Origin of the sequence: Sphingobacterium sp. InxBP1, assembly GCF_026191775.1 — a bacterium.
GTDB classification, from domain to species: domain Bacteria; phylum Bacteroidota; class Bacteroidia; order Sphingobacteriales; family Sphingobacteriaceae; genus Sphingobacterium; species Sphingobacterium thalpophilum.
This window is the reverse complement of sequence record NZ_JAINDX010000041.1, coordinates 196,298-220,332: the sequence shown is the minus strand read 5'-3', so window position 1 is coordinate 220,332 and position 24,035 is coordinate 196,298. Positions and strand designations below refer to the sequence as shown.

Below are 24,035 nucleotides of genomic sequence, written 5' to 3'. Positions count from 1 at the left end.
ATGAAAGGTGAAAAAATATTTTGGTGTAAAAACTGTTTAAACATGTCTACTCGACCAAGGATCTCGTTTGACGATCGAGGATGGTGTAATGCATGTCAGTGGATGGAGGAAAAAAAGACAATGAACTGGGCTCCTAGACAGGAGGAACTGGCTACATTATTAGAAAAACATAGATCAAAATCAGGGAGTTTTGATTGTATAGTTCCTGTCAGTGGAGGAAAAGATGGTTCTTATGTAGCTTATATGCTTAAAGAGAAATACGGTATGAATCCGTTGGCTGTTACAGTTAGACCGGCATTGTCTTTACCTATTGGAGACCAAAATCTATTTAATTTTATTCAATCAGGTTTCAATCATATTCACGTTTCGACTAATCCTAAAGTACTTGATAGATTAAATAAATATGGATTTATAGAGAAAGGTTTTCCATATTATGGTTGGTTGATAGCCATACATACAGCTGTAATTCGCACCGCTATCAGTTTCAAAATCCCCTTATTGTTTTACGGCGAGGATGGTGAAATCGAGTACGGAGGGTCAGTTGCTAGTAAGGATAAACCTACGTATGATGTTGATTATATGCGCAGTGTTTATTTAGAAGGAGGGCATCAGAAGGTTTTTGATCGAATCTTAGCTGATGGTGACATTACGGAGGCAGATTTGACATTCTTTAATTTTCCAACTGAAACGGAAATATCTAGTGTAGGCTTGGAATTTACACATTGGTCATATTATGAATCTTGGGATTCCTATAGAAACTATGTAGTAGCAAAAGAATACTGTGGCCTAGTTGAAAAAGATGAAGGTAACCAAGACACATTTACAAATTTTGCTCAGAATGACCAAGCATTATATGCTTTGCATGCCTATTTAATGTATTTGAAATTTGGATTTGGGCGCGCTACTCAAGATGCAGGGATAGAGATTAGAAGAGGTTCAATGACACGCAATCAAGCTTTGAATTTAGTTAGAATGTATGATAATGCCTATCCTGAAGAATTGATTCCAACATATTTGGACTATTATAAAATGACTAAAGAAGAATTTGATCAAGTATTGGATAAATATGCAAATAAAGATCTGTTTGAAAAGGCCGATGGTATATGGCAACCAAAATTTGTTGTTGGAGAAGATTTTGAGATATGAAGGTAGCTATTGTCGATTATGGGATGGGGAATATCCGTTCCATAGCTGGTGCTTTAAAATTTCTAGAGGTTGAAGAAATCGTACTAACATCATCCTTTGAAGAATTACAACAAGCTGATCGTTTGATATTACCGGGCGTGGGATCTTTTGGTAAAGCGATTGGTAGGATCCGCACATTGAAACTGGACCATATTTTGGACAAGCTTGTTCTGATTGATAAAAGGCCTATCTTAGGTATCTGTTTGGGGATGCAATTAATGGGCAAATATAGTAATGAAGACGGGCAAAACTATGGTTTGGGTTTCGTTGATGCGAGAGTAGAGCGATTCGAAAATGAAAATTTGCTTATTCCTCATGTAGGTTTTAATCAAGTAAGACCATTTGAGCATTCTCGACTATTTGATGGTATTGTTGGCCAACCTGATTTTTATTTTACCCATAGTTATAGACTGTTAACAGACTCTTTTGAGGAAAACTACACGACGTGCGACTATGGTTCTACTTTCGTAGCCTCATTTGAAAAAGAAAATGTAGCTGGTGTCCAATTTCATCCCGAATTAAGTCAAACGAATGGACTAAGATTGTTAAGGAATTTTTTAGATAAATTTTAATGTTAAGAAAGCGTATTATTTTCACTCTATTGTATAATGATGGTTACTTTATGCAAAGTCGGAATTTTCGTTTGCAAAAAGTAGGCAACATCAATTGGTTGGAAAGAAACTACAAATTTAAGGAAATTGCTTGGTCATTAGATGAGATTATAGTTTTGGATACAACCAAGCAAAATAAAGATATCAGAAAATTTGCTAGTACGGTTGAAAAAATAGTGGAAGGAACCTTTATACCTGTCGCCGCTGGAGGTGGAGTTCATTCGTTAAAAGATGCTGAATTGCTTTTCAATAGTGGTGCAGATAAAATCGTCGTCAATTCGGCTTTGTTTGAAAATCCTTCTTTTGTGAAAGAATTGGTAGCCCATTATGGTAGTCAAAGTGTAGTTGCTTCAATTGACCACAAAGTTGTTGGTGGGAATGTTGAATTATACATCGGTAATGGTACAAAAAAGATAGATTTAAATTTTGAAGACTACCTAAAGCATCTCGCTGAACTGGAGATCGGTGAAATTTATTTAAATTCGATTGATCGGGACGGAACTGGGTTCGGCTATGATTTTAGCCTTATTCAATTAACTCGCGAATATTCACAAGTACCAATTATTATTGCTGGAGGAGCAGGGAACGAAAATCATTTATTGGAGGCCCTCCAAAAAGAGGAAATTAGTGCGGTTGCTACAGCCAATCTTTTTAATTTTATTGGTGACGGATTACCAAATGCTCGAAAACATATTATCAATTTTGGAGAAAATATAGCGAATTGGGATGTTAATAAATGAAATAATACGTAAGTATCGGTTTTGTCTCAAAGCAGATAGAATAGGACCTGATGTTCCTTTTACCCACTGGCAGTTGCATTTTCCAGTGTTAATGAGGAAATTATGTAAAAATAAATTCAGATCTTTTTCTGACTCTGCTCAGTTTCGAGCAGGAGCTTATGCTATTGGATGTTCGCAGATTTCTATTGGTGATCGAGTCGTTATCAGGCCCAATACTATGCTTTTTGGGGAGACTCTTATCTCTATGGAGCATTCGATCATAATAGAAGATGATGTAATGATTGGAAGTGGCGTACATATCTATGTGAATAACCATAAGTTTGATGATAGGAATGTCCCAATAATTGATCAAGGATATTATCCAGATCAACAGGTTGTTTTAGAAAAAGGGTGTTGGATTGGGGCGAATACAATTATTCTTCCTGGTGTTACTATTGGTGAAAATTCGGTTGTGGGGGCTGGTTCCGTAGTTACAAAATCTATTCCTAGGCATGTTGTTGCGGCTGGTAATCCTGCAAAGATACTGAGGAATATTGGTTAAGAAATTCAGTGTATGAAAATTGTTATATTGGACCATGAACCATTTCATGACCGTAAGATAAATCATTATTATATTGAGGAGTTTTTATCTTTAGGATACGAGGTCGAATACTGGGCTCTTTGTGATATCCTTCCCTATATGAAGAATGCAAGATTCCAATACCGAGTCAGGAAAGACTATGTAACCTACATTGCTTCGATTCAAACACTTTTTTCCAAACTAGAAAAACTGGATTCGAGCAATAGCCTGTTAATTGTCGAGATTTGGTTTTTATTTAATACGAGAGGTATATTTAAAAAAATATCCAGTAAAGGACTAAAGTGGATAAAAATTGATTATTATCTAAATCCAACAAAGTCTTTGGAAGTTTCTCCGTCTTTAACAAGTAAGCTTAAGGGAGTAGATTTTGACGTTTTTTTTGCTAAAATAATTAACTGGGGGTTTAATCGTATTTCAAAACATGACTATGCAATTCCGGATATTTTCTATTTAACAGGCCAATCTCTACAATATGCCCCTAAAGCTCGTCGTGTTATATCATTGGACTATTTTGATGTAATTGAGTATGATAAAAAGAAGACGCAAGCTCCGTTGTTGGATTATCCCTATATTGTATTTTTGGATATTATGTTATTGGATCATCCAGATATTGTTATGCTCGGCAAGAAAAACGTGATATCCAGGTCTGCATATTATGCTTGCATGAATGAAGTTTTCGACAAGATAGAAAAATGTACGGGTCTGCCGGTCGTTATCGCAAGTCATCCGAAAGCAACATATAAAAATGAATTTGGCAGAAGGCTACTTATTGCCAATAAAACGGCCGAGCTCGTTATTCACTCAGATATGGTTTTAACTCATGGAAGTTTATCAATTAGCTATGCACTTTTATCTATGAAGCCGATCGTGTATCTTTATTTAGATCAGTTTTTTATGAAAGATGAATTCTTAAGATCAATTTATAAAAGTATGTTACGAGGAAAAGAGCTTCTTGGTGCAAAAGTGATCTCTGAAAATTTTAGCTGTGATTGCATGCAAGGAGATATAGATGTTGAAAAATATAGCAATTACCTGGCAAATTTTTTCTGTAAGTCTGAAAAAGAGACCTCCAATTTTATTACTATTCATAATGGTATTTTAGAATTGATGCATGAAAATTAATGAAATTTTTCGGAGCAGTTTGCTAAAATCCAGTTTAATTTATACATTTTGCGATGCTATAAATAAAGCTGTACCATTCTTAATATTACCCTTGCTAAGTTATTATTTGGCGCCAGGTGACTACGGTATCATTGCTAATTTTAACGTATTGTTGGCTGTGGTGAGTATTTTCATTATGTTAGGAGTGGATGGCGCTATTGGTGTCAATTATTATAAATTTACCAAGGAAGAATTATCTCGTTATATTTTTAATGGGTTATTACTAACGATTCTTATAACAGCTTCAGTTCTAATAATTTTTTTCATATTCCATCCAATTATTTACGAGTTTGTCAAAGTGCCCATAAATTATCTTTTGCTTTTGGTTATTATGGCTTTTGCAGCTACTGTTACTTCGATCAACCTTTCCTTATGGCGTTTGGAAGAGCAGCCACTTAAGTTTGGTATTTATGAAATTTTGCAGACGATAATTAATATCGGTATGTCTTTGCTTTTTGTCATTGTTTATAAAATGGGGTGGGTGGGGCGTGTTAATGGGATGTTGATTGCCGCACTGTCATTGGGTTTATTTAGTTTTGTACTATTATATCGAAGAGGCTATCTAAAAATTAATATCAACAAATTTTATATAAAAGATATACTGTATTTCGGGTTGCCTTTAATTCCACATGCATTAAGCTTTTGGGTACGCTCGGGAATCGACCGTATTTATATTACTAAATTTATTGACGAATCTGCAACAGGGCTATATGCTACAGGCTTTCAATTTGGTACCCTCGTTTCCTTTTTGACATTATCCTTCAATAATGCGTTTACCCCCTATTTATATAAAAGCTTGAGTGTTGTTGATCCTTATGAATTAGACCGTAATAAAATGAAATTGGTACGAATTACTTATTATGGTATTGTTATTCTAATCGTCTCTTGTGCTTTTTTTACACTTTGCTCAAATTTTATACTCACACACTTTTTTTCGGAAAAATATATGCAGGCGAAGGAGTTTGTCCTATGGGCAATATTGTCGCAAACATTTCAAGGAATGTATCTTTTTTTTGTCAATTATATATTTTTTGTTAAGAAAACAAAGAAATTAGCCTTAATTACCTTTTTTTGTGCTTGTCTTCAATTGATCCTGAGCTATTTTGCTATTATAAAGTTTGGCGCTATAGGAGGGGCTTATTCAACGGTCGTGGTTAGTTTTGTTAATTTTATTATGGTAGCATTTTTCAGCAATAGGGTATATAAAATGCCATGGCTATTAATCTTAAGAAGCAAAAAGACTGTTAAAATTTAAAGGAAATTGTAGATTTTAATTCCATCGTGATGAATGTACTTCTAATAAGTAGTAATATAGCAAACTCCGGAGGCACAGAAAGAATCGGGATTGGGCTGGCTAATGAACTAATTAAATCGGGAGCATCGAGTGTGACGATTATTAGCCTATTTGGCTCTAATATGCCTTTTTTTACGGTAGATAAACGCATTCGTATAATTACATTGTTTAAAAAGGAAGTAAGTTTGTTCGTTCTTTTTCCAATCCTTATTCTGAAATTAAGAAAGATATTTAAAAAATATCCTGAAAAATCTATTATTCTTAATATCGGGGCATTGTTATGCCCGTTCACAATTGCAGCCAATGTCGGTCTATCGCATAGCAATGTAGTTTGGGAGCATTTTAATGTATCGTTAATTTTTAAAAGTACGAAGGAAAGGTTTGCTCGTTTTATAGCCTGCGCGTTTGGTGACGCGATTGTCACGTTAACCGCCAAAGACAAGGAAATGTATAAAGAGAATTTTACTTGCAAGGCAAAGTTATACCACATTCCAAATTTCCTTACTTTTGATATTAAGACAGACGCTAAAATAAAAAAAGGTAAAATAGCATTGGCTGTAGGACGTTTGACTGAACAAAAAGGATTTGATCGCCTTCTGAAAATATGGTCTAACTTGCCTTCCTGTCTGAGCGATTGGGAATTAAAGATTGTTGGGGATGGCGAGGATGGCGATAAGTTGAGGGCTTTAATCAATGAATATAACCTTATTAATGTTCATTTGATTGCTACGACCTCAACTATTGAGTATTATTACCAAGAAGCATCTTTATATTTAATGACTTCGCGTTGGGAAGGCTTGCCTATGGTTTTGATAGAGGCACAATCATATGGTTTACCCATTATCAGTTACGACTGTCTTACGGGGCCGCGTGATATCGTGTGCAATGGTCGCAATGGATATCTGATTAAAGATGGTCAGGAAGATGAATTTGTAAGAATGCTTGCCCAGACGATGCAGGATAACAACCTAAGAAATGTATTCTCACGTGAGGCTCAAAAAGATAGTGGCCGATTTAGTAAGGCAAAATTAATAGGGTCCTGGTTTGAATTATTTAAAAACATCTAGGTTTGGAATATGGTTTGGTACTGGTTAATTTTCATAATTGTTCTGTTTTTCTGTATTATCGATGTCTTTAGACTCTCGATAAGGACTATATATAAAAAATGGATATTGACTGGTTTATTTATCCTTTTGGTGCTTTTTGCTGGATTAAGATTTGAATGCGATAATGATTATCTAGAATACGTTCGTATTTATAATAACGCTCCAACCTTGTTGGAATTTGTTATCGGAGGATACAATTTAAGTGAGGTTTATGGAGAGCCGCTTTTCGTGTTTTCCAACATCGTTTTTAAGAGTTTAGGTGCAACAGACTACATTTTTTTAACTTTCATTTCTTTTTTGAACCTTTTTTTTCTGTACAAAGTTATAGTGGGTTTTTCTAAGTACTGGTTTTTGTCATTATTTCTCTACGTCGCTTTGATGTATTTGGGAGGGGGATTTACGCAGATTAGATTTGGAGTCGCGACTACACTAGCTTGGTATGGATTACTTCAATACTTTAATAGGAACATTAAGCTGTCGGTATTTTTGTTGATATGTGCGATAATGTTTCATATAAGTGCCATCTCGGCCGCTATCGTATATCTTGCTAATCGTTTTTTAAATCTCAATATAAAAGTCATATTTACTATAATATCAGTATCAATTCTCATTACATTTTTTTCTTTCAGCGATCTATTCGCTCACTTTCTAGGTGCATTTTTTGGAGATAGTCGTTATGAAAATTACTTTCTACTGGAAGGTTATACCGAAAAGGCAAGTAGTTTTTCTACATACTTTTATAGTGCAAATATTTTGCTTTATTGGTATTTTCGCGATCAAATGATTAAAAATTTAGGTGAGGAGCGATTTGTTTTTTTTGTTAAGATAGGATTAATGGCTATACTCTTTGGTGCTATTTTTAATCAAATGGCGATTTTAGCAAGATTTGGTTTAATTTTACAATTTGTTTTTATATTTATTTTGCCATATACTTTTGGAATTAAACCATTAAGGACCATTATGTTAATTTTATTGATGTTTTACGGAGTGTTTAGATTCCAGCAATACTTAAGCAAAGAGTCTTTTATTCAAGAGTATCAAAATGTAATATTTAGTAAGTGAAGAATGGAAATTTCAGTAATAGTACCTGCGTTAACTAACAAAGGGCCGATCTTAGTGGCCAGAGACATTATTCTTAATTTAACTAAATTATATGCGGATGCGAAGTTTTATCTTTTTTATTTTGATGAAATCCATAATCCAATAGAAGCTGGTTGTCCAACATTTAGCATTAAAGACAGCGCAAATCTTGAAAAGCTTTATACAAGCGATATTGTGCACTCTCATGGCATACGACCTGATTTCTATGTTTTTAAAAACCGAAGAAGATTTAAGGGAAAATGTGTTTCAACCTTACACGGTTTGATAGGCAAAGAATATGCTATACAATTCGGTGTATTAGGGGCAAAGATAATTGAGCTTCTTTGGACAAGAATTTTACGTCGACATGATAAAGTAGTTGCTCTGACAGAAGTAATGAGACAACATTATTCACCTTATTTTTCACCAAACCTACTTCAGGTTATTAATAACGGACGAAATATTTCTTCAAAAAACATTGATGAACAGGATGTTGCACTATTTTTTGATTTGGAAAAACGATATAAAATTTTGGGTGTAGCATGTGTTCTAACAAAGAGAAAAGGGCTCCATCAGGTTATAGATAGCTTGACAGTACTAAATGATTATGCATTTGTTATTATTGGAGATGGGCCGGAAAGAAGGAATTTAGAAAAACGTGCTGTGGTATTGGGAGTTGGAGACAGGTGTGTGTTTTTAGGAAGCCGTGCTGAAGCTAACCGTTACAATCGTTTTTTCGACTATTATATCTTTCCATCCTATATGGAAGGATTGCCGCTTTCGCTTCTTGAGGCGGCTGGTGTCGGAAAAGCTATCATATGTTCTGATATCAATATCCATAGAGAGATATTTAAAGAAAATGAGGTGTCATTCTTTCAGTTAGATAATATTGAAGATCTTAAGCGTGCAGTTGAGCACGCGTATAATAACAAATCGAAATTGGAACTTAACGTTGTATCCGCATATAAAAAGAAGTTTACGGCTGATGTCATGGCTGATTGTTACGGTAAGTTATATAGAAACCTATTGAATGCGGAATAGCGGTTGCTATCAGCTCCAAGAAAAAAAATATGAAAGAGGAAAAAACAGGAGAAAGGATGATCAGATTTTCAGTTTTGATGTCAGTATATTTTAAAGAAAGTGCTGACAATTTATATCAGGCGTTACAAAGTTTGATTAACCAAAGCCTTAGGCCCAATGAGATTGTTCTTGTTAAAGATGGTAGGCTTACGGACCCGTTGGAAAAGGTGATTACCGCGTTCGAAAAGGAAAATGTTGGGCTTGTAAATGTCGTGCCAATTGCTCAAAACAGCGGGCTTGGTAATGCACTCTCTGTGGGATTAAATGCTTGTACCTATGATTATGTGGCAAGGATGGACTCCGATGACATTTCAGCCTTTCATAGATTTGAGAAACAGACTGCATTTTTAAGAGAGCACCCTCATATCGATGTTGTAGGCTGCAATCTAAGCGAATTTGATCGAGAAATAGCTGATTCCACATTTAGAAAAGTGTGCCCGGAACTACACGAAGATATCGTTCGGCGTATTCGCTTGCGTAGTCCCCTCAACCACCCTACGATCATGTTTAGGAAAAAACGTTTACTGGACGCTGGAGGATATAATAGCGAAACCTTAATGTTTGAGGATTATGCCCTCTTTTTAAGGTTGTGGAAGGCTGGTTTCACTTTCCATAATATTCCTGAAACCCTTTACTATATGCGCGTCGATAGTAATCTAAATTCTATCCGTCGAAGAAGAGGCAGGCAATACCTGTTGCACGAGATAAACTTTCTTAAATATGCCCACAAAATCGATGCTTTCACAAGATTCGATCAGTTAAAATATGCTATTATAAGATTCCCTATTCGCTTGATGCCATCGTGGATAGTCTCTCTCATCTACAGAAATTTTTTAAGACAAAAATAAGCAGATATTATATTACATACTATGGAGCAGTATATACATTTTTAATGTTGTATTTATGCTTTTCGTAGTATCAAAGGCTCCTTTCTGCAATAGCAAAGCTAAGGTTCCACCCCGCTTCTATTTTTATAGTCGTTTTCAATATTTAAATAAAAAAAAATTCTTGTTGTAGCGAAAATATTTGTATTAACGTTTATTAAACAAAAATTAATAATGTATATTTGCGCAGCTGTTTGACTCACTAATTATATTTTATGGATTATATTTTTACCATTGTATTCCTTTTCATAGTTGAGATTATATACTTAAAACTTGCAGATAGATTTAATATCATCGATAAGCCTAACGAGCGATCTTCTCACAGTATAGTTACTATTCGCGGCGCTGGTATTATATTCTACATTGCGTCATGTTTTTATTTTGTATATTCAGGATACCAATATCCATGGTTTTTTGTGGGGCTTACGTTATTGACATATATCTCTTTTTTAGATGATATACGCGGCGTTAACCCGACCGCACGGTTGAGTATTCACTTGCTTTCGGTATTGTTAATGACTTTTCAGCTGGGTATGTTTGATTTTCCCTGGTATTATCTAATCTTGGCTTTCGTCTTTTCGGTAGGAGTGATCAATGCTTATAATTTTATGGATGGAATCAACGGCATGACCGCCTTTTGCACCTTGATCATGGGAGGCTTACTGCTTTATGTGAATACCAAGATTCACTATATTGAACAAGATTTTTTGATATATACCTTATTGGGGGTAGTCGTTTTTGGCTTTTTTAATTTTCGGAAGAAAGCCGTTTGCTTTGCTGGAGACGTTGGTCCAGCAGTCCTTTCTTTTATGCTGTTGTTTGCCTTAGGTAAGTTAATTCTTAAAACTGGGGATTTTACTTACGTACTGTTTCTTGGCGTGTATGGAATAGAAATCGGCTGGTCGGTGGCGCGTCGCGTCTATCAAGGATACCACATCTTTGAGCCCCATCGGACGTTTCTGCTACATATGTTGAGCAATGAAGTAGGTTATAGCAGTCTGATGGTGTCCACCGTATACGGGCTTGTCCAATTGGCACTTGGAGCATCAGTGATTTATATGGTGCGGTTCGATGCATCAATACAGTGGTGGTTTGCTATAGCAACGCTGTCTGTTATGAGCGCCTTTTATCTGACGTTGAAGCAATATATCTTCAATAATTACGATATCAAGGGAAAAGGAAGGCGAGTGGTCCGCCCTCAGGTGGTTCCGATGTCCAAAGTGAACGTTGTAAAAGAGGTAGAGTTGGTGCCCGAAGTACAGGTAGTTTCTGAAGTTAAAATTATACCTATGCCCAACAAGGAGAAAAAAGAAGATTTGTTACACAGCAGCGTGTGATTACTGAGGGTGGTAATCTTTATTTCCTAGTTTATAGGTCATCATTAAAAAAAATGTTAATTTTACCGCAACTTTTAGGAGATAAGAGATGCCGTCAGGATTAAGTTTTACCGCGATAGATTTTGAAACCGCGACAGCCAACCAGAATTCGGCTTGTGCAATAGGTCTGGTGGTGGTGGAGCAAGGGATTATTGTGGATGAATTTTATTCCTTGATACAGCCTCCACACAATCAGTATATGTGGCAGACGACCAGGGTGCATGGCATCAGACCCCGGGACACCGCCAGCGCTCCAACCTTTAAGGAGCTGTTTCCACAGATTCATCCCCTGATCAGCAATCGTCTGATGGTCGCCCACAACGAACTCTTTGACCGGGGTGTACTGCGCAAAACGATGCACTATTACAATCTTCCTTACGAGAGCCTGGGGCTCAGCGAAAAGTGGGAATGCACCTTTCGGATCTATCAGGGCAAAGGATTTAAGCCGGCGCGCTTAAATGCCTGCTGTGAGGTGCTGGGGATTGAGCTCAACCACCACGAAGCGCTTTCCGATGCTCGTGCCTGTGCCAATTTATATCTACGGCATGCCGACGTGCCTTCTTTGGCATAAAAATATTAAACCAAATTGTGATCGAAACTAAGCGTTGCTCTCCATTGTTCTTAATATAAGTTTTATCTTTGATAAATAAGCTTACGATATTTTATAATTTCAATTGACTATGGTAAATATACCTGAAAAAAATATGCGTATTGGTATTACTTTTAGCGCCTTTGATTTGCTGCATGCTGGGCATATCAAGATGCTCGAAGATGCGAAACGGCAATGCGATTTTTTAATCTGTGGTTTACAGACAGATCCGACCTTGGACCGTCCTGAAAAAAATAAACCTGCCCAGACCGTGGTGGAGCGTTACATCCAGCTCAAGGGCTGCAAATACGTGGATCAGATTGTTCCCTATGCCACCGAGCAGGATCTTGAAGACATTCTCCGTTCCTTTAAAATAGATGTCCGTATTGTGGGCGACGAATATCGGGAGAAAAACTTTACCGGCCGTGCGTATTGCGAAGAGAAAGGTATTGAGCTGTATTTTAACAGCCGTGACCATCGCTTTTCGAGCTCGGGATTACGTAAGATAGTGGCTGAAGCCACCTCCGAAGATGAAGCTATTTTAAAATCTATCAAATAACGCAGTATGAAAATAGGAATAACTTTTGGTGTATTCGACTTGTTGCATGCTGGTCATATTATGATGCTAGAAGAGGCTAAAAGGCACTGTGATTATCTGATCGTGGGGCTGAATACCGACCCTTCGGAGGTGTTCCCTGGGAAAGCCAAGCCTACACAGACGATCGTGGAACGTTATATACAATTGGAAGGCTGCCGGTATGTGGATGAGATCATTCCCTATGAAACTGAGCAGGACCTAATTGATATGATCAAAGCGCTGCCGATTCAAATACGAATTATCGGCGAGGAATATCGGGATACTGATTTTTCTGGCCGCTCTTATTGTGTCGAGGAAAATATTGAGATTTATTATAATAAGCGGACACATCGATTCTCGAGCGCAGGACTGCGTAAAGTAGTCGCAGACAAGGAAGCAGAAAAAAAGTAAAAGGACAATGAGTAATATTATTCACGTTGTATTAACTGGGGGAGTCGGGAGCCGACTGTGGCCTTTATCACGCAAAAGTTACCCCAAACAATATTTATCTTTATTTAAAGAAGGGTCATTGTTTGAGATGACCGTCAAGCGTAATCAGTCGCTCTGTGGTCAGGTCATTGTGGTGGGCAACCGGGACAACCATAGCCTCAGCAGAGAAGTTATGGAGAATAACAAGATCGACTATATTGACATAGTCGAGGCTACGCCTCGGAATACTGCTGCGGCCATTGCTTTTGCAGCCTTTGCTGCGCAGCCCGATGATATTCTGATTGTGACGCCCTCAGACCATGTCATCGTGGGTGAGCAGGCTTATGCCGAGGCGATCAAGGCCGGGATTGAAAAAGCCAATAAAGGGTATATCGTCACTTTCGGTATACAGCCCACAAGGCCGGAGACCGGCTATGGCTATATCGAATACAAAGACGACAAGGTGCTTTCCTTTCGCGAGAAGCCCAATCAGGATACAGCGGAGGATTTCATTGAGCGGGGCAACTTTCTCTGGAACTCGGGTATGTTCTGTTTCCGGGCAGACACCTTTCTGGCCGAGCTGCAGACTTTTGAGCCAAAAGTGTATGCGACCGCATTTAACGCCTGGCAGCACCGCCAGGAAGGTGAGCTCGATCTGGCCCTGTCCAAGGAGATCCCGTCCATTTCCATCGACTATGCCGTGATGGAGCGTTCCAAAAAGATCCGCGTCGTGGCCACCAGTTTTCAGTGGTCTGACCTTGGTTCCTTTGAGTCGATGTACGACTATCTGAAGCAGACGGGGCATCCGGTCGATGAAAATGGCAATATGGTTATCGGTACCGATATATACACCGCTTTTGTGGGTATGCGCGATAGTATTCTGGTGCATACCAAAGATGCCATTCTGGTGCTGCAGAAAGAAAAGTCCCAGGATGTCAAAAAAATCTACAATACACTCGAACGCCATCAGTCCAAGCTGATCGATTAACGTTCTAAGAGGGGGATTATGCTGTTGAATAACCCCTCTCTTAATCTTTCCTATTTCCGGTCAATTTTTTGAGGCATTGTCACGAAATCCTGTCTTAACAATAAGATAATATGTGTTATTTAGCTGTTAATCAGCTTTTTGAGAAATGTCCCTGTATTGTCCCTAGATAATTGGCGTTGATCATAAATTGCTTACTTATCTTTGAGTAAGTCAATTTTTTATCAACTTATACATATGACATCTGCCATTCTTCTATCTATTTTATTATTTACAGTAGCCTATCTTTTTGTTCGCAGAAAACAGCAGCAGCAACGGTTCAGCCGTCGGGTTGGCATCACCGTGCACTATATGTTTCAGGAACGCCCCGGCCAGTATAGTGGTGACCGGCAGGCGCGGAGCGGTGTTTTTGTATTCAAGGCCGAGCGCAATGATGAACAGCTCAAGAATATTGTGATCCGTCGTGTAAAACCGCTGCATGCTGCTCTGGATGTCAATCTTGAACAGATTTTGGTGATCCCTTTTGCCCATGCGGACACTAGACACGCCGATGTTTCGGTACGTTTTAAAGTGATCAAACGGGGAGCGAACATTGAAGACCTAAGAGGTAAGCGTGTAAACATTTCGGGTGTGCTGAATTTTGAACAGGGACGGCCCGAACCCTTTGTAGCTTCTTTACCCATCACGGATGTGTATCAGAGTACAACGGTGTGATTGTTACATAGGAAGCGTTGGCGTCAGATTTTTGCTTCCGATGTAAATGAACTGTATTTTAGTGTGTTAATGATTATGTTTCACGTGGATTTATGTGTTAACCGTGCCTTATTGTTTTGTTTACAATTTGTTGATTTGCAAGTTTTGTGATGATTGAGTACTTTTGTTACTCATTTAAACTAAACCATGCTGGATTCATTGATCACATCAAAGACTAGGCTCAAATTACTGATTAAGTTTTTCGTGTCAGCGAGTAACCAAGGGCATTTGCGTGGCCTTGCGGACGAGTTTCAGGAATCTACGAATGCTATCCGCAAAGAGCTCAACCAACTTTCGGAAGCTGGTTACTTGGAGAAGCATACAGCTAAGAATAAAATCGTGTACCGTGCGAATACAGGCCATTCTCTATTTAAGCCACTTCAAAAATTAATTCACACCTATTTGGGCATTGATGAAATTGTCGATCATATCCTGCATAAATCAGGAGATATACAGGAAGTTAGCTTGGTTGGCGATTATGCACAAGGACTTGATTCTGGAAAAATAGAAGTGTTAATTTTGGGCGAAAATTTAAATCAGGCATATTTATTGCTGTTAGCGGACAAGGTTGGCGAAAAGTTGCAAAAAGAGATTGTTGTGCAACTTGCGGGTATACCTCCAAAACATCGAATTATTTTATATTCTACAAAATAATTGGAGGTTAAGAAACGTTCAAAAAAACAGATGTCCTGAAAAGAAAAGATGTATAGATAGTTGGTTGCGACTTAGTTAGTGAACAATAATAAAAATACGATAAATAAATGAAAAAAATAGCAATTATTGGTCAAGGATATGTTGGCCTCCCGTTAGCAATTGAATTTTCTCAGCACTTTCCGGTCATCGGCTTTGATATCAATGAAGAGCGTGTGCATGAGTTGAATAATGGTAAAGACCATACACTAGAGGCTGATTTGGAAAAGCTAAAGCGTGGAATAAAGCAAGCCGAGGAAAGCAACTTCTTAAAGGGATATAAGGCTTCCAATTCCTTAGAAGAGCTAAAATCTGCTCAAATTTATATTGTTACAGTTCCGACACCTATTGACCGTTATAATGCACCAGATTTAACCCCACTTTTAAAAGCTTCCGAAATGCTCGGTAATGTTCTTAAGAAAGGTGATATTGTTATCTACGAATCTACTGTATATCCGGGTTGTACTGAAGAGGATTGTGTGCCCGTCTTAGAAAAGGTCTCTGGACTTTTATTAAATCAGGATTTCTTCGTAGGCTATTCGCCAGAGCGTATTGTTCCAGGGGATAAGGTCAATACTTTGACAACAATTAAAAAGGTAACTTCGGGTTCTACACCTGAAATAGCAGAAGAAGTTGATCAGCTTTATAAAACAATCATCAAAGCAGGGACTCACAAAGCACCTAATATTAAGGTTGCTGAGGCGTCCAAAGCAATTGAGAATGCGCAACGTGATGTTAATATCTCATTTGTAAACGAATTGGCGTTGATATTTGATCGAGTAGGTATTGATACCAATGATGTGCTGGAGGCAGCAGGAACTAAGTTTAATTTTTTGAAATACAAACCGGGCTTAGTGGGAGGACATTGTATTTCAGTAGATCCGTATTACTTAGCGCATAGAGCAACACAATTAGGCTATCACCCTGCTGTTATCCTCTCCGGACGTCGAGTAAATGACTCTGTTGCAGGATTTATAGCATCAAAAGTAGTGAAGCTGATGATTAAGAAAGATATTCCAGTTAGGGGAGGGAAAGCTCTAATTTTAGGAGTCACTTTTAAAGAAAATTGTCCAGATGTGCGTAATACTAAAGTTGTAGATGTTTATCATGCCTTAGCGGACTATGGTATTGATGTTGATATTTTTGATCCTTGGGCTTCTGGTGAAGAAGTAAAACACGAATATGGAGTTGATATTCTGTCTTCTTTGAATTTACATAATAAATATGATGCTATTGTTGTTGCAGTATCACATAAGGAATTTTTAACTATGGACTTATCTGATTTGAAAAAAGATAATGCCGTAATATTTGATATAAAAGCATGCTTAGATAGGGCTGTCGTTGATGCAAGACTTTAATTTTGGCACTCAGACTTTTACGTATGATTTACGCAAGAGCAGATAAAAGCTTTAATCTGGGTATTGGATTTAATAATACCCAGAATTTACTAAGTAGTTAAGCTTGAATCGGACAAGATTCGGAATCGATACTTAAATCATCTCGTTTTGAAAGCTGTGCTTCATGTTTACTCGAAGAAATAAAAAGAAAATAGATAGATCTTTATAATTTAAACAATACAACAGGTTGGAAGTTGATACTATTCAATTAATAGGTTTCCTTCGATTAGAGAAAACGTTGATGAGCTGTTGGATTGTAAATTCTATTTACCAAAGAAATAATACAGCGAGAATTTTGTTAAAATAGTATATGTCAAATATCAAGAAAAAACTTATATCAGGTGTAATATGGGAAGCCTTTGGAAGGTATTCGGCTTTGGTAATACAGTTTATAGTTACTATCATAATTGCGAGGATACTAACTCCAACTGAATTCGGTGTAATAGGACTTCTTACAGTATTTATAGCATTAGGTCAAATATTTTTAGATTCTGGTTTTTCACAAGCATTGATTCAAAAGAAAGAGACGAGCGAAGTTGATTTATCTTCTGTCTATTTCTTAAATATGATTGTCGGGATATTTTTATATCTTATTCTTTTCTTTTTAAGTCCTTTTATTGCTGAATTCTATCGTCTTCCTGATTTAACAAATTATGCGCGAGTAGTCTTTTTAATCATACCGATAAATTCTTTTGGACTTATTCAGAACGTAATAATTCAAAAAGAATTAGCATTTAAAAAAACGGCGATGGCAAATTTGATATCTGCATTATTTTCTGGAGTAGTGGGGATTGGTATGGCGTATTCTGCATTTGGAGTGTGGGCTTTGGTTGGGCAACAAATATCTTTACATACTTCAAGAACCTTACTATATATAATTCAAATGAGATGGGTTCCCATATTTACGATATCTATAAAGGCAATTAAAGAATTATTCGCTTTTAGTATGAATTTAATGCTCCACTCTGTTGTGAACACGACGATGAAGAATATTTATGCCTTAGTAATAGGGAAATTCTTTGCGGTTTCTCAAGTAGGGTTATACAATCAAGCTGACAAATTTCAAGAAATTTCGGCAGGTACTATCTCTCAGGTTGTTTTAAAAGTTTCATTTCCAGCATTAGCTCAAAAGATAGATGAACCACTATATCTTCGAGGGGCGTATATTAGAATTTTTGCTACTACAATTTTTTTTGTAGCTCCTCTTATGGTCTTTCTTATGTGTGTTGCAGAACCATTATTTAGGTTTTTATTAACCGAAAAATGGCTGCCCGCTGTTCGGTATTTTCAAATATTATGTGTTTATGGAATGTTGTTACCCACATTGCAAATTAGTTACAATTTGTATAAATTATTTAAGAAAGGTCGATTTTTGTTGTTCATAGATTCTTTTAGGCATTTATTGGTTATTCTTTCAATACTTTTTACAATTAAATTTGGGATTGAATATATGCTTTGTGGTTTGGTACTATGTACTATCGTAATGACAATATTAAATTTACTTAAATCTGGAGCTTTAATTTCATTATCGTTAGTAGATCAATTAAAAAGCGTTTTTCCTTATTATATTATTTCAGGACTGGTAGGCGGTTTAGTCTATCTCTTACCGAAGTTTGATTCTGATATTTTAACAGTTTGTTTTTCGGGAGTAGTATTTGTTAGTTGTTATTTGTTAATTTCAAAGTGGACGAAGCTTCAAGGTTATACTGAATTAATGGCTTTTGCAAGCTCCCTGAGGACAAAAATTAAGAAATAAATGGAAGTTAAAAAGATAATACGGAGATTAATTAAAAAATTTTTTGGAATTGATGGTATTTCACTTTTTGTTAAAAAACAAAAAAAAAGAGTTCTAAAAAAGATATATACCAAAGAATTTACAGCTGATGATTTGGTTAACGAAATGTGCAAGATGGGAATGGCCCGAGGTTCCGTGGTTTTTGTTCATAGTGCAATGACTGAGTTTTATAATTACAAAGGATCTGCCGTCGAATTAATAGAAAGGATTATAGAGGTAATAGGAGAGCAGGGAACTTTAATGATGCCAGCTTATCCAAAAAATAAATCCGCATTATTGAGGTCCGCAAGAGAAAATACAGAAGATATTCTTTTTGACGTAAATAAAACACCGTCAGGAGCTGGATATCTTTCTGAAGTATTTCGAACTTTTCCAGGTGTGAGGCGTAGTATAAATATACAACATTCGGTTTGTGCATATGGGAAACTTGCGGAGCATTTTGTTGGAGAGCATCATCTTTCAGAGGTCGCTTGGGACACTTACTCCCCCTATTATAAACTGGCACATACTAGTGGATTGATATTTTCTTTTGGACTAGATTCTTATCTAAGAAATGTCACCCTTATACATTGCACTGAATCGTTTTTCCGAAATAGGTATGCATATTTTTCTTCTTTTTTTGGTGATGAAATTGAATATTCGTTCTTGGATCACGAGGGTAGAATTGGTCGACATAGAATGATTTTACCTATTAAGGGTGGGGTAAGGTCAGCTAAAATTATCAAGAGACATTTTGATAAATCAAAGTTTCAGAGAAAGCGGCTTTCGAATCTAAATATCGAAGTAATTAGCTCTGATTATATGTTCAATCGATGTGTTCAGTTAACGGAGAAAGGTATATCAATTTATACGAAGCCCGATGCTAGTGATTTTATTTTAAATGGGCAATTTCTCAAAACAAACAGAGAAAATGGCGAAGAGTATTAAAATTATATTATTATTATCTCTGTATTATTACCTCCTCACTTGGGGGTATGAGAATATGATCATTCCTAAATGGGAATACCAAGGGTTTGTCAACGAGTCAAGTGGCGGAAATTTTTTCTTTTCATGTTTAGGGGTAGCGATTACAATATTTACATTTATAATACTTGATAGGAAGAACACTCCCTCTTCTATGGTAATGAACTTGTTCAATTTACTGTTTTATATCCCACTTTATGTATTTATTGCATATACAGAAACAGTTAGCGGGTTTGTTCTTTTTTGCATGCTATATCAGCTTTCTATGTTTATTTTTTATCTCTTTTTACCAATTTCGTTTAGGCCGCTACTTCCTCGGAGTAAAAAATATTTTACATTTATTATATGGTTTATCCTTATTGCTACGCTTTTTATAAATGGTTTTTACAATGGTTTTAAAATCAAATTTGATTTGAACGATGTTTATGAAAATAGATTAGCAGTAAGAGATATATCAATGCCTTCAATTTTTAATTATATCAAATCTTCATCTTATTTTGTTGGGATAATAGCTTTAATATATGCACTAAAAATACGTAACTGGAGCTTTGTTGCATTTGTGACACTAATTCAACTTATGTCTTTTGCATTTGGAGCATCTAAGACTCAGTTTTTTTCGATTTTCATTTGTTTCATCGCATTTTTCTTTTATACGGAGAAATTGCGACTTTGGGCTCCGATATCTCTTTTATTACTAATGTGTATTTCAGTAATGGAATTTAAGATCTTTAGCACAACTGCAATATCAGATATTTGGGCACGCCGATCGCTTTTTGTTCCGGTCAAAATTTCATATAGTATGTACGATTTTTTTGAAACACCTGGACGAGAATTTCTTTATCTTAGAGGTTCTGTTTTTAGGTTTCTAGGCTTTGAGGACCCATATGCTACTCAGGAGGGGTTTCAACGGATGATTGGTTATATGCTCAGTGGTAAGGAAGCTACCAATGCAAATACAGGATTGTTAGGAAATGACTACGCACAATTTGGTTGGTGGTCATTGTTGGTCTTCCCTTTTTTGCGTATATATCTTCTACGCATGTATGATTACTGTGCTAAAGGAGTTGATAGGAGAATTGTGGTTGTGTTATCAATTTTTATAGCATTTACATATATTTCAGGTGCATTTTTTACCGTATTAATAACAAATGGAATTTTGTTGGTCAATTATTTGTTGTATTGTTTTCCGAGAGAAAAAAGCGTATGAACCAAATAAATTTATATTTTCTAGTATTGTTGATGGGGGGACTACAATTTAGTTGTGTGGCTCAAAAGAATGTTGTACGAGATAACCCCTACAATCTTTTAGGCGTAGGCAATAGTTTTAAAGACTATAACCATGCAATAGCTATAAGCGAGAAGGGAAATGCTTATCAATTTATGGGATTAAGGCGGTATTTGGGAGCAAATAATGCTATAATAGAGAAATCAAATGAAGAAAGTGCTATAAATTTTCAATGGCGACTCATAGAGAATCTTATGAATTCTGCCCGTGTTTCTGGAGAAATAAGTAATAATAAAAGCCCTTTTAAAGATAAATATAAAACATGGATTACTTTATCAAAAACAGCGATGTATGGTAAAGAAGCTCAGCTTTATGAGGGCTATTCATTTTTTTATATTGCTCAGTTTTTATATTATACTCAAAAAAATGGATGGAATTCTGTTAGTTCTCAAAATAAGAGACGGTGGAATACTGCGCTAAGCTTTATTGAAACAAATGTATGGACAAAGTGGTGCGAAAGGTCGATGAAAACATACGGGAAGAGGTATCGTAATTTTTTATGGACCAGAACTCACATGGGATCGCATTGGGCAGGTGTAGCTATGTATTTAGGAAAGCTGACAAATAATAAAGTTATTAAAGAGCAATGTTCAGCCTATCTGAATCAGTATGATATTTTATTAAAAAGGAATTTTAAGAATAAGGAGCAAGGATATATATGGAATTCAACATATGATGATGTAAGGGGTACTGACGCAGGCACAAGTAAAACTGAGATTACACAGGATGTCTCGCATGGGAATCACGTGATAAGCTACATTGTGGCAGCCTATGAAGCTGGAAACAGAAATTGGACTTTAGACGATATAAGAAAGTTGTCTTACACTTTTTCAAATATCATCTATAACAAGAACAGTAATACATATAGTGACAATGTGGATGGAAGTAATATAAAAAGTGGAATAAAAGACGGAGAAAATAATGGTGATTTTGTCGGTGACGGTTGGATAAAATTGGCTAAATATGACCAAAATGTAAAATCAATCATGAGTAGATTTATAGATGCCAAAAATATAAAAAAATATGATCAGGAAATTCAGTTTAAAGCAAATTTTTAATCGTATTCTCTTATTTTTCAAAAAGAAAGGTGTGTTTTTAGCAAACATGATCAAAGAGGAGATTTTTCCAGTAGTAGAATTCCAGATAATATCAAAATAACGGTTATGCATATTCTTCATATTTCAAATAGTTATGGCGGAACAGAAGTATACACCCAATTGATTCGTTCATTGGACAACTTAGGTGTAAAACAGACAGTTTTTGTGCCACTAAATCCTAATAACAGAAATAGAAAAGGACATTATTTGATCGATTTTACAGTGCCAGGTTCAAAAATTATCTATTCTACAAAATTAAAACAAATTCACCGCTATTTATATGGTTTAAAAATAAACGCAATTAAAAGAGAAATAGAAAAGGAAGTTGATGTAGCAAAAGTTGATATAATTCATGCAGGACTGTTTTGTACTGATGGCGCGGTGGCTTTTGAGCTTTCGAAGATTTATGATATTCCGTATATAGTGGCAGTTAGGAATACTGACGTTAATTTTTATTATAAAAAAATGTGGTGGAGGCGGGCGTACTTCCATTCTATATTAGCTTCATCAAAAAAAATTGTTTTTATATCTCATCAATACCGAAAAATGTTTCTTAAACTACTTAGTAATAAGAGAATCGAAAATTTAGCGGAAAAAAGTATCGTTTTACCAAACGGTGTAAATTCATTTTACTTAGAAAATAGGGTTAAACAATTGCAAAAGATTCATTCTCCAATTAAAGTGGTATATGCTGGTGCATTTAATAAGGGAAAGAATATTTTGGAGACTCTTTACGCATTAGAATTCCTAATAGAAAAAGGATATAAAATTGATTTTAAGGCAATTGGTAAGGGATTAAAGTTTCGGAAGGAAGATAAAGATTATCAAGAGAAAATTAAAAGCTTCGCCATAGGTAAAGATTGGGTTCATCTTTTGGACAGTATGCCTAAGGAATCTTTAAGGGAGGCGTTTAAGGAGAGTGATATTTTTGTTATGCCTTCGGTACCAGAGACCTTTGGTATCGTTTATTTGGAAGCTTTATCGCAAGGGCTACCTATAATTTTTGCTCAGGGACAAGGTTTTGATGGATACTATGAAGATAAAGAGATAGGTTTTCGTGTTAATCCTAAAAATATATCTGAATTTGCAGGTAGAATAGAAAGAATAATAAAAGATTATGATCGAATTTCTTTGAATGTTAGAGAATTAGACTTATACAATGATTTCTCCTGGGAGAAGATATCTGAAAAATATTTTAAACTTTATAAAAAAATAAAACTCAATGAAAATAGCTCTGTTGACATTTCATAACGCTGCAAACTACGGTGCAGCTCTGCAGGCATTCGCACTTCAAAAGGCACTTGACGAGAAGGGTTATGAGAATGTGTATATAAATTATCAAAATGAACATAGAATCAATAGCTATAGTGTTTCATATTTGGTCCTTTCAGCTGTTAAAAAATTCGATATTAAAGGTGCAATGAGGTATCTGGCTGGATCTCCGTTTTTACTTCAGCGGAAGACAAGATTCAATACGTTTTATAGGAGAAATCTAAGATGTACAAAAAGGATTTATAATTCTTCTTCTGAAGCAGAGAGTCTAAATGACCAATATACTAAATTTATAGTTGGTAGTGATCAGGTTTGGAATTGGAGCAACAACGGAGCGGATGATTCTTATTTACTTAGCTTTGTAAAGGACAATAATAAAAAAATTTCGTATTCATCGAGTTTTGGGGTTGCTGAGATTTCTGATGATTTGAAAGCTGTATACCAAATGTATCTAAGTGAATTTAGTCATTTGGCTGTTAGGGAGCAACATGGTATTGAAATAGTTAAAGGTCTGATTGGTCGAAATCCGCGATTGGTGCTTGATCCTGTCTTTTTACTTTCAAAGGAGCAGTGGTTGACCATAGCAGATGCAAAAAAATTTAATGATCGATTTATTTTTAGTTATACTAACAAACCGAACCAACTTGAGAAATTTCTTTCGACGACAAATCTCGATTTAACTGACACGTATTTATATAAACTGTCAAGGAATATTAAAATTAGTGATTTTCTTGATAAGACTGTTAAGGTTAAATATACTATGTCACCCTCTAAGTTTTTGAGTGTTGTTAGAGATGCAGAACTTATAGTCTCAGCTTCATTTCACTGCGTTTCCCTTGCGATAATTTTGAATAAGCCGTTTGTTGCAATATTGACTGGAAATAGAGGAAAAGACGAAAGACTTACTAACATATTATCGCTTTTGGATTTAAATAATCGAATTTATTCGGAAAATATGACAAAGGAAGATATAAAAAGACCTATTGACTACGATAGAGTCAATATAAAAATAGAGGAATTGAAATTATCGTCACTTGAGTATCTATGGAATGCAATAGAAAGCTAGTGGGAATTGGTTAGTATATAGTGTTTTAGAAATTAAACGT

General features: G+C 36.0%; 24 protein-coding genes. All 24 read left to right on the top strand.

What is annotated here, in order from left to right:
* Positions 1-1,146, top strand: coding sequence for an N-acetyl sugar amidotransferase (locus tag K7A41_RS06690; protein WP_265713089.1), 1,146 nt, complete (start codon positions 1-3; stop codon positions 1,144-1,146).
* The gene (hisH, locus tag K7A41_RS06685; RefSeq protein WP_265713088.1) at positions 1,143-1,757 is read left to right on the top strand and encodes an imidazole glycerol phosphate synthase subunit HisH; all 615 of its coding nucleotides are present in this window, start codon (positions 1,143-1,145) and stop codon (positions 1,755-1,757) included. The genes K7A41_RS06690 and hisH overlap by 4 nt, the downstream gene beginning before the upstream one ends.
* Positions 1,757-2,536: a HisA/HisF-related TIM barrel protein gene (locus K7A41_RS06680; RefSeq protein ID WP_265713087.1), complete on the top strand. Its 780-nt coding sequence runs from the start codon at positions 1,757-1,759 to the stop codon at positions 2,534-2,536. The genes hisH and K7A41_RS06680 overlap by 1 nt, the downstream gene beginning before the upstream one ends.
* Positions 2,523-3,077, top strand: a complete 555-nt coding sequence (locus K7A41_RS23625; protein ID WP_322784015.1) for an acyltransferase — start codon at positions 2,523-2,525, stop codon at positions 3,075-3,077. The genes K7A41_RS06680 and K7A41_RS23625 overlap by 14 nt, the downstream gene beginning before the upstream one ends.
* A gap of 12 nt (positions 3,078-3,089) precedes the next feature.
* Positions 3,090-4,238 carry a hypothetical protein gene (locus K7A41_RS06670; protein WP_265713086.1) on the top strand — a complete coding sequence of 383 codons (1,149 nt, stop codon included), beginning with the start codon at positions 3,090-3,092 and terminating at the stop codon, positions 4,236-4,238.
* Entirely contained in the window at positions 4,228-5,532 is a 1,305-nt protein-coding gene (locus K7A41_RS06665; RefSeq protein ID WP_265713085.1) for a lipopolysaccharide biosynthesis protein, read from the top strand. Before K7A41_RS06670 ends, K7A41_RS06665 begins: the two co-directional genes overlap by 11 nt.
* Positions 5,533-5,561: 29 nt before the next feature.
* Positions 5,562-6,638 (top strand): glycosyltransferase family 4 protein, encoded by a 1,077-nt coding sequence (locus K7A41_RS06660; RefSeq protein ID WP_265713084.1) that lies wholly within the window; start codon positions 5,562-5,564, stop codon positions 6,636-6,638.
* A 105-nt stretch (positions 6,639-6,743) separates the two neighbouring features.
* Positions 6,744-7,739, top strand: a complete 996-nt coding sequence (locus tag K7A41_RS06655; RefSeq protein ID WP_265713083.1) for an EpsG family protein — start codon at positions 6,744-6,746, stop codon at positions 7,737-7,739.
* A gap of 3 nt (positions 7,740-7,742) precedes the next feature.
* Positions 7,743-8,798, top strand: a complete 1,056-nt coding sequence (locus tag K7A41_RS06650) for a glycosyltransferase family 4 protein (RefSeq protein WP_265713082.1) — start codon at positions 7,743-7,745, stop codon at positions 8,796-8,798.
* 29 nt (positions 8,799-8,827) lie between these two features.
* On the top strand, positions 8,828-9,685 hold the full coding sequence (locus tag K7A41_RS06645; protein WP_265713081.1) for a glycosyltransferase: 858 nt from the start codon (positions 8,828-8,830) through the stop codon (positions 9,683-9,685).
* Between the two features lie 251 nt (positions 9,686-9,936).
* Entirely contained in the window at positions 9,937-11,058 is a 1,122-nt protein-coding gene (locus K7A41_RS06640; protein WP_265713080.1) for a UDP-GlcNAc--UDP-phosphate GlcNAc-1-phosphate transferase, read from the top strand.
* Positions 11,059-11,146: 88 nt separating this feature from the next.
* Positions 11,147-11,668 (top strand): 3'-5' exonuclease, encoded by a 522-nt coding sequence (locus K7A41_RS06635; RefSeq protein ID WP_265713079.1) that lies wholly within the window; start codon positions 11,147-11,149, stop codon positions 11,666-11,668.
* Between the two features lie 109 nt (positions 11,669-11,777).
* Entirely contained in the window at positions 11,778-12,245 is a 468-nt protein-coding gene (locus tag K7A41_RS06630; protein ID WP_265713078.1) for an adenylyltransferase/cytidyltransferase family protein, read from the top strand.
* A gap of 6 nt (positions 12,246-12,251) precedes the next feature.
* Positions 12,252-12,674 carry an adenylyltransferase/cytidyltransferase family protein gene (locus K7A41_RS06625; protein ID WP_265713077.1) on the top strand — a complete coding sequence of 141 codons (423 nt, stop codon included), beginning with the start codon at positions 12,252-12,254 and terminating at the stop codon, positions 12,672-12,674.
* A 7-nt stretch (positions 12,675-12,681) separates the two neighbouring features.
* The gene (locus K7A41_RS06620; RefSeq protein WP_265713076.1) at positions 12,682-13,680 is read left to right on the top strand and encodes a mannose-1-phosphate guanylyltransferase; all 999 of its coding nucleotides are present in this window, start codon (positions 12,682-12,684) and stop codon (positions 13,678-13,680) included.
* Positions 13,681-13,914: 234 nt separating this feature from the next.
* On the top strand, positions 13,915-14,391 hold the full coding sequence (locus K7A41_RS06615; RefSeq protein ID WP_265713075.1) for a hypothetical protein: 477 nt from the start codon (positions 13,915-13,917) through the stop codon (positions 14,389-14,391).
* Positions 14,392-14,577: 186 nt separating this feature from the next.
* Entirely contained in the window at positions 14,578-15,084 is a 507-nt protein-coding gene (locus K7A41_RS06610) for an ArsR family transcriptional regulator (RefSeq protein ID WP_265713074.1), read from the top strand.
* A gap of 107 nt (positions 15,085-15,191) precedes the next feature.
* Positions 15,192-16,478, top strand: a complete 1,287-nt coding sequence (locus K7A41_RS06605) for a nucleotide sugar dehydrogenase (RefSeq protein ID WP_265713073.1) — start codon at positions 15,192-15,194, stop codon at positions 16,476-16,478.
* 349 nt (positions 16,479-16,827) lie between these two features.
* Entirely contained in the window at positions 16,828-18,273 is a 1,446-nt protein-coding gene (locus K7A41_RS06600) for a lipopolysaccharide biosynthesis protein (RefSeq protein WP_265713072.1), read from the top strand.
* Positions 18,274-19,239: an AAC(3) family N-acetyltransferase gene (locus K7A41_RS06595; RefSeq protein ID WP_265713071.1), complete on the top strand. Its 966-nt coding sequence runs from the start codon at positions 18,274-18,276 to the stop codon at positions 19,237-19,239. It abuts the gene before it with no gap.
* Complete coding sequence (locus K7A41_RS06590; protein ID WP_265713070.1) at positions 19,223-20,482, top strand: hypothetical protein; 1,260 nt, start codon at positions 19,223-19,225, stop codon at positions 20,480-20,482. Before K7A41_RS06595 ends, K7A41_RS06590 begins: the two co-directional genes overlap by 17 nt.
* A complete protein-coding gene (locus K7A41_RS06585; protein WP_265713069.1) occupies positions 20,479-21,618 on the top strand; it encodes a hypothetical protein in 1,140 nt (379 codons plus the stop codon). The genes K7A41_RS06590 and K7A41_RS06585 overlap by 4 nt, the downstream gene beginning before the upstream one ends.
* 105 nt (positions 21,619-21,723) lie before the next feature.
* Positions 21,724-22,908, top strand: coding sequence for a glycosyltransferase family 4 protein (locus K7A41_RS06580; protein ID WP_265713068.1), 1,185 nt, complete (start codon positions 21,724-21,726; stop codon positions 22,906-22,908).
* Positions 22,880-23,995: a polysaccharide pyruvyl transferase family protein gene (locus tag K7A41_RS06575; protein WP_265713067.1), complete on the top strand. Its 1,116-nt coding sequence runs from the start codon at positions 22,880-22,882 to the stop codon at positions 23,993-23,995. Before K7A41_RS06580 ends, K7A41_RS06575 begins: the two co-directional genes overlap by 29 nt.
* The last annotated feature ends 40 nt before the right edge of the window (positions 23,996-24,035 follow it).

What these genes read in the sequence shown, in the direction of transcription:
- K7A41_RS06645 (WP_265713081.1), top strand. Translation starts at nt 8,828, where the DNA reads ATGAAAGAGGAAAAAACAGGAGAAAGGATGATCAGATTTTCAGTTTTG.
- K7A41_RS06640 (WP_265713080.1), top strand. Translation starts at nt 9,937, where the DNA reads ATGGATTATATTTTTACCATTGTATTCCTTTTCATAGTTGAGATTATA.
- K7A41_RS06630 (WP_265713078.1), top strand. Translation starts at nt 11,778, where the DNA reads ATGGTAAATATACCTGAAAAAAATATGCGTATTGGTATTACTTTTAGC.
- K7A41_RS06595 (WP_265713071.1), top strand. Translation starts at nt 18,274, where the DNA reads ATGGAAGTTAAAAAGATAATACGGAGATTAATTAAAAAATTTTTTGGA.
- K7A41_RS06690 (WP_265713089.1), top strand. Translation starts at nt 1, where the DNA reads ATGAAAGGTGAAAAAATATTTTGGTGTAAAAACTGTTTAAACATGTCT.
- K7A41_RS06575 (WP_265713067.1), top strand. Translation starts at nt 22,880, where the DNA reads ATGAAAATAGCTCTGTTGACATTTCATAACGCTGCAAACTACGGTGCA.
- K7A41_RS06580 (WP_265713068.1), top strand. Translation starts at nt 21,724, where the DNA reads ATGCATATTCTTCATATTTCAAATAGTTATGGCGGAACAGAAGTATAC.
- K7A41_RS06620 (WP_265713076.1), top strand. Translation starts at nt 12,682, where the DNA reads ATGAGTAATATTATTCACGTTGTATTAACTGGGGGAGTCGGGAGCCGA.
- K7A41_RS06680 (WP_265713087.1), top strand. Translation starts at nt 1,757, where the DNA reads ATGTTAAGAAAGCGTATTATTTTCACTCTATTGTATAATGATGGTTAC.
- K7A41_RS06660 (WP_265713084.1), top strand. Translation starts at nt 5,562, where the DNA reads ATGAATGTACTTCTAATAAGTAGTAATATAGCAAACTCCGGAGGCACA.
- K7A41_RS06585 (WP_265713069.1), top strand. Translation starts at nt 20,479, where the DNA reads ATGAACCAAATAAATTTATATTTTCTAGTATTGTTGATGGGGGGACTA.
- K7A41_RS06650 (WP_265713082.1), top strand. Translation starts at nt 7,743, where the DNA reads ATGGAAATTTCAGTAATAGTACCTGCGTTAACTAACAAAGGGCCGATC.
- K7A41_RS06635 (WP_265713079.1), top strand. Translation starts at nt 11,147, where the DNA reads ATGCCGTCAGGATTAAGTTTTACCGCGATAGATTTTGAAACCGCGACA.
- K7A41_RS06625 (WP_265713077.1), top strand. Translation starts at nt 12,252, where the DNA reads ATGAAAATAGGAATAACTTTTGGTGTATTCGACTTGTTGCATGCTGGT.
- K7A41_RS23625 (WP_322784015.1), top strand. Translation starts at nt 2,523, where the DNA reads ATGTTAATAAATGAAATAATACGTAAGTATCGGTTTTGTCTCAAAGCA.
- K7A41_RS06590 (WP_265713070.1), top strand. Translation starts at nt 19,223, where the DNA reads ATGGCGAAGAGTATTAAAATTATATTATTATTATCTCTGTATTATTAC.
- K7A41_RS06600 (WP_265713072.1), top strand. Translation starts at nt 16,828, where the DNA reads ATGTCAAATATCAAGAAAAAACTTATATCAGGTGTAATATGGGAAGCC.
- K7A41_RS06670 (WP_265713086.1), top strand. Translation starts at nt 3,090, where the DNA reads ATGAAAATTGTTATATTGGACCATGAACCATTTCATGACCGTAAGATA.
- K7A41_RS06615 (WP_265713075.1), top strand. Translation starts at nt 13,915, where the DNA reads ATGACATCTGCCATTCTTCTATCTATTTTATTATTTACAGTAGCCTAT.
- hisH (WP_265713088.1), top strand. Translation starts at nt 1,143, where the DNA reads ATGAAGGTAGCTATTGTCGATTATGGGATGGGGAATATCCGTTCCATA.
- K7A41_RS06610 (WP_265713074.1), top strand. Translation starts at nt 14,578, where the DNA reads ATGCTGGATTCATTGATCACATCAAAGACTAGGCTCAAATTACTGATT.
- K7A41_RS06605 (WP_265713073.1), top strand. Translation starts at nt 15,192, where the DNA reads ATGAAAAAAATAGCAATTATTGGTCAAGGATATGTTGGCCTCCCGTTA.
- K7A41_RS06665 (WP_265713085.1), top strand. Translation starts at nt 4,228, where the DNA reads ATGAAAATTAATGAAATTTTTCGGAGCAGTTTGCTAAAATCCAGTTTA.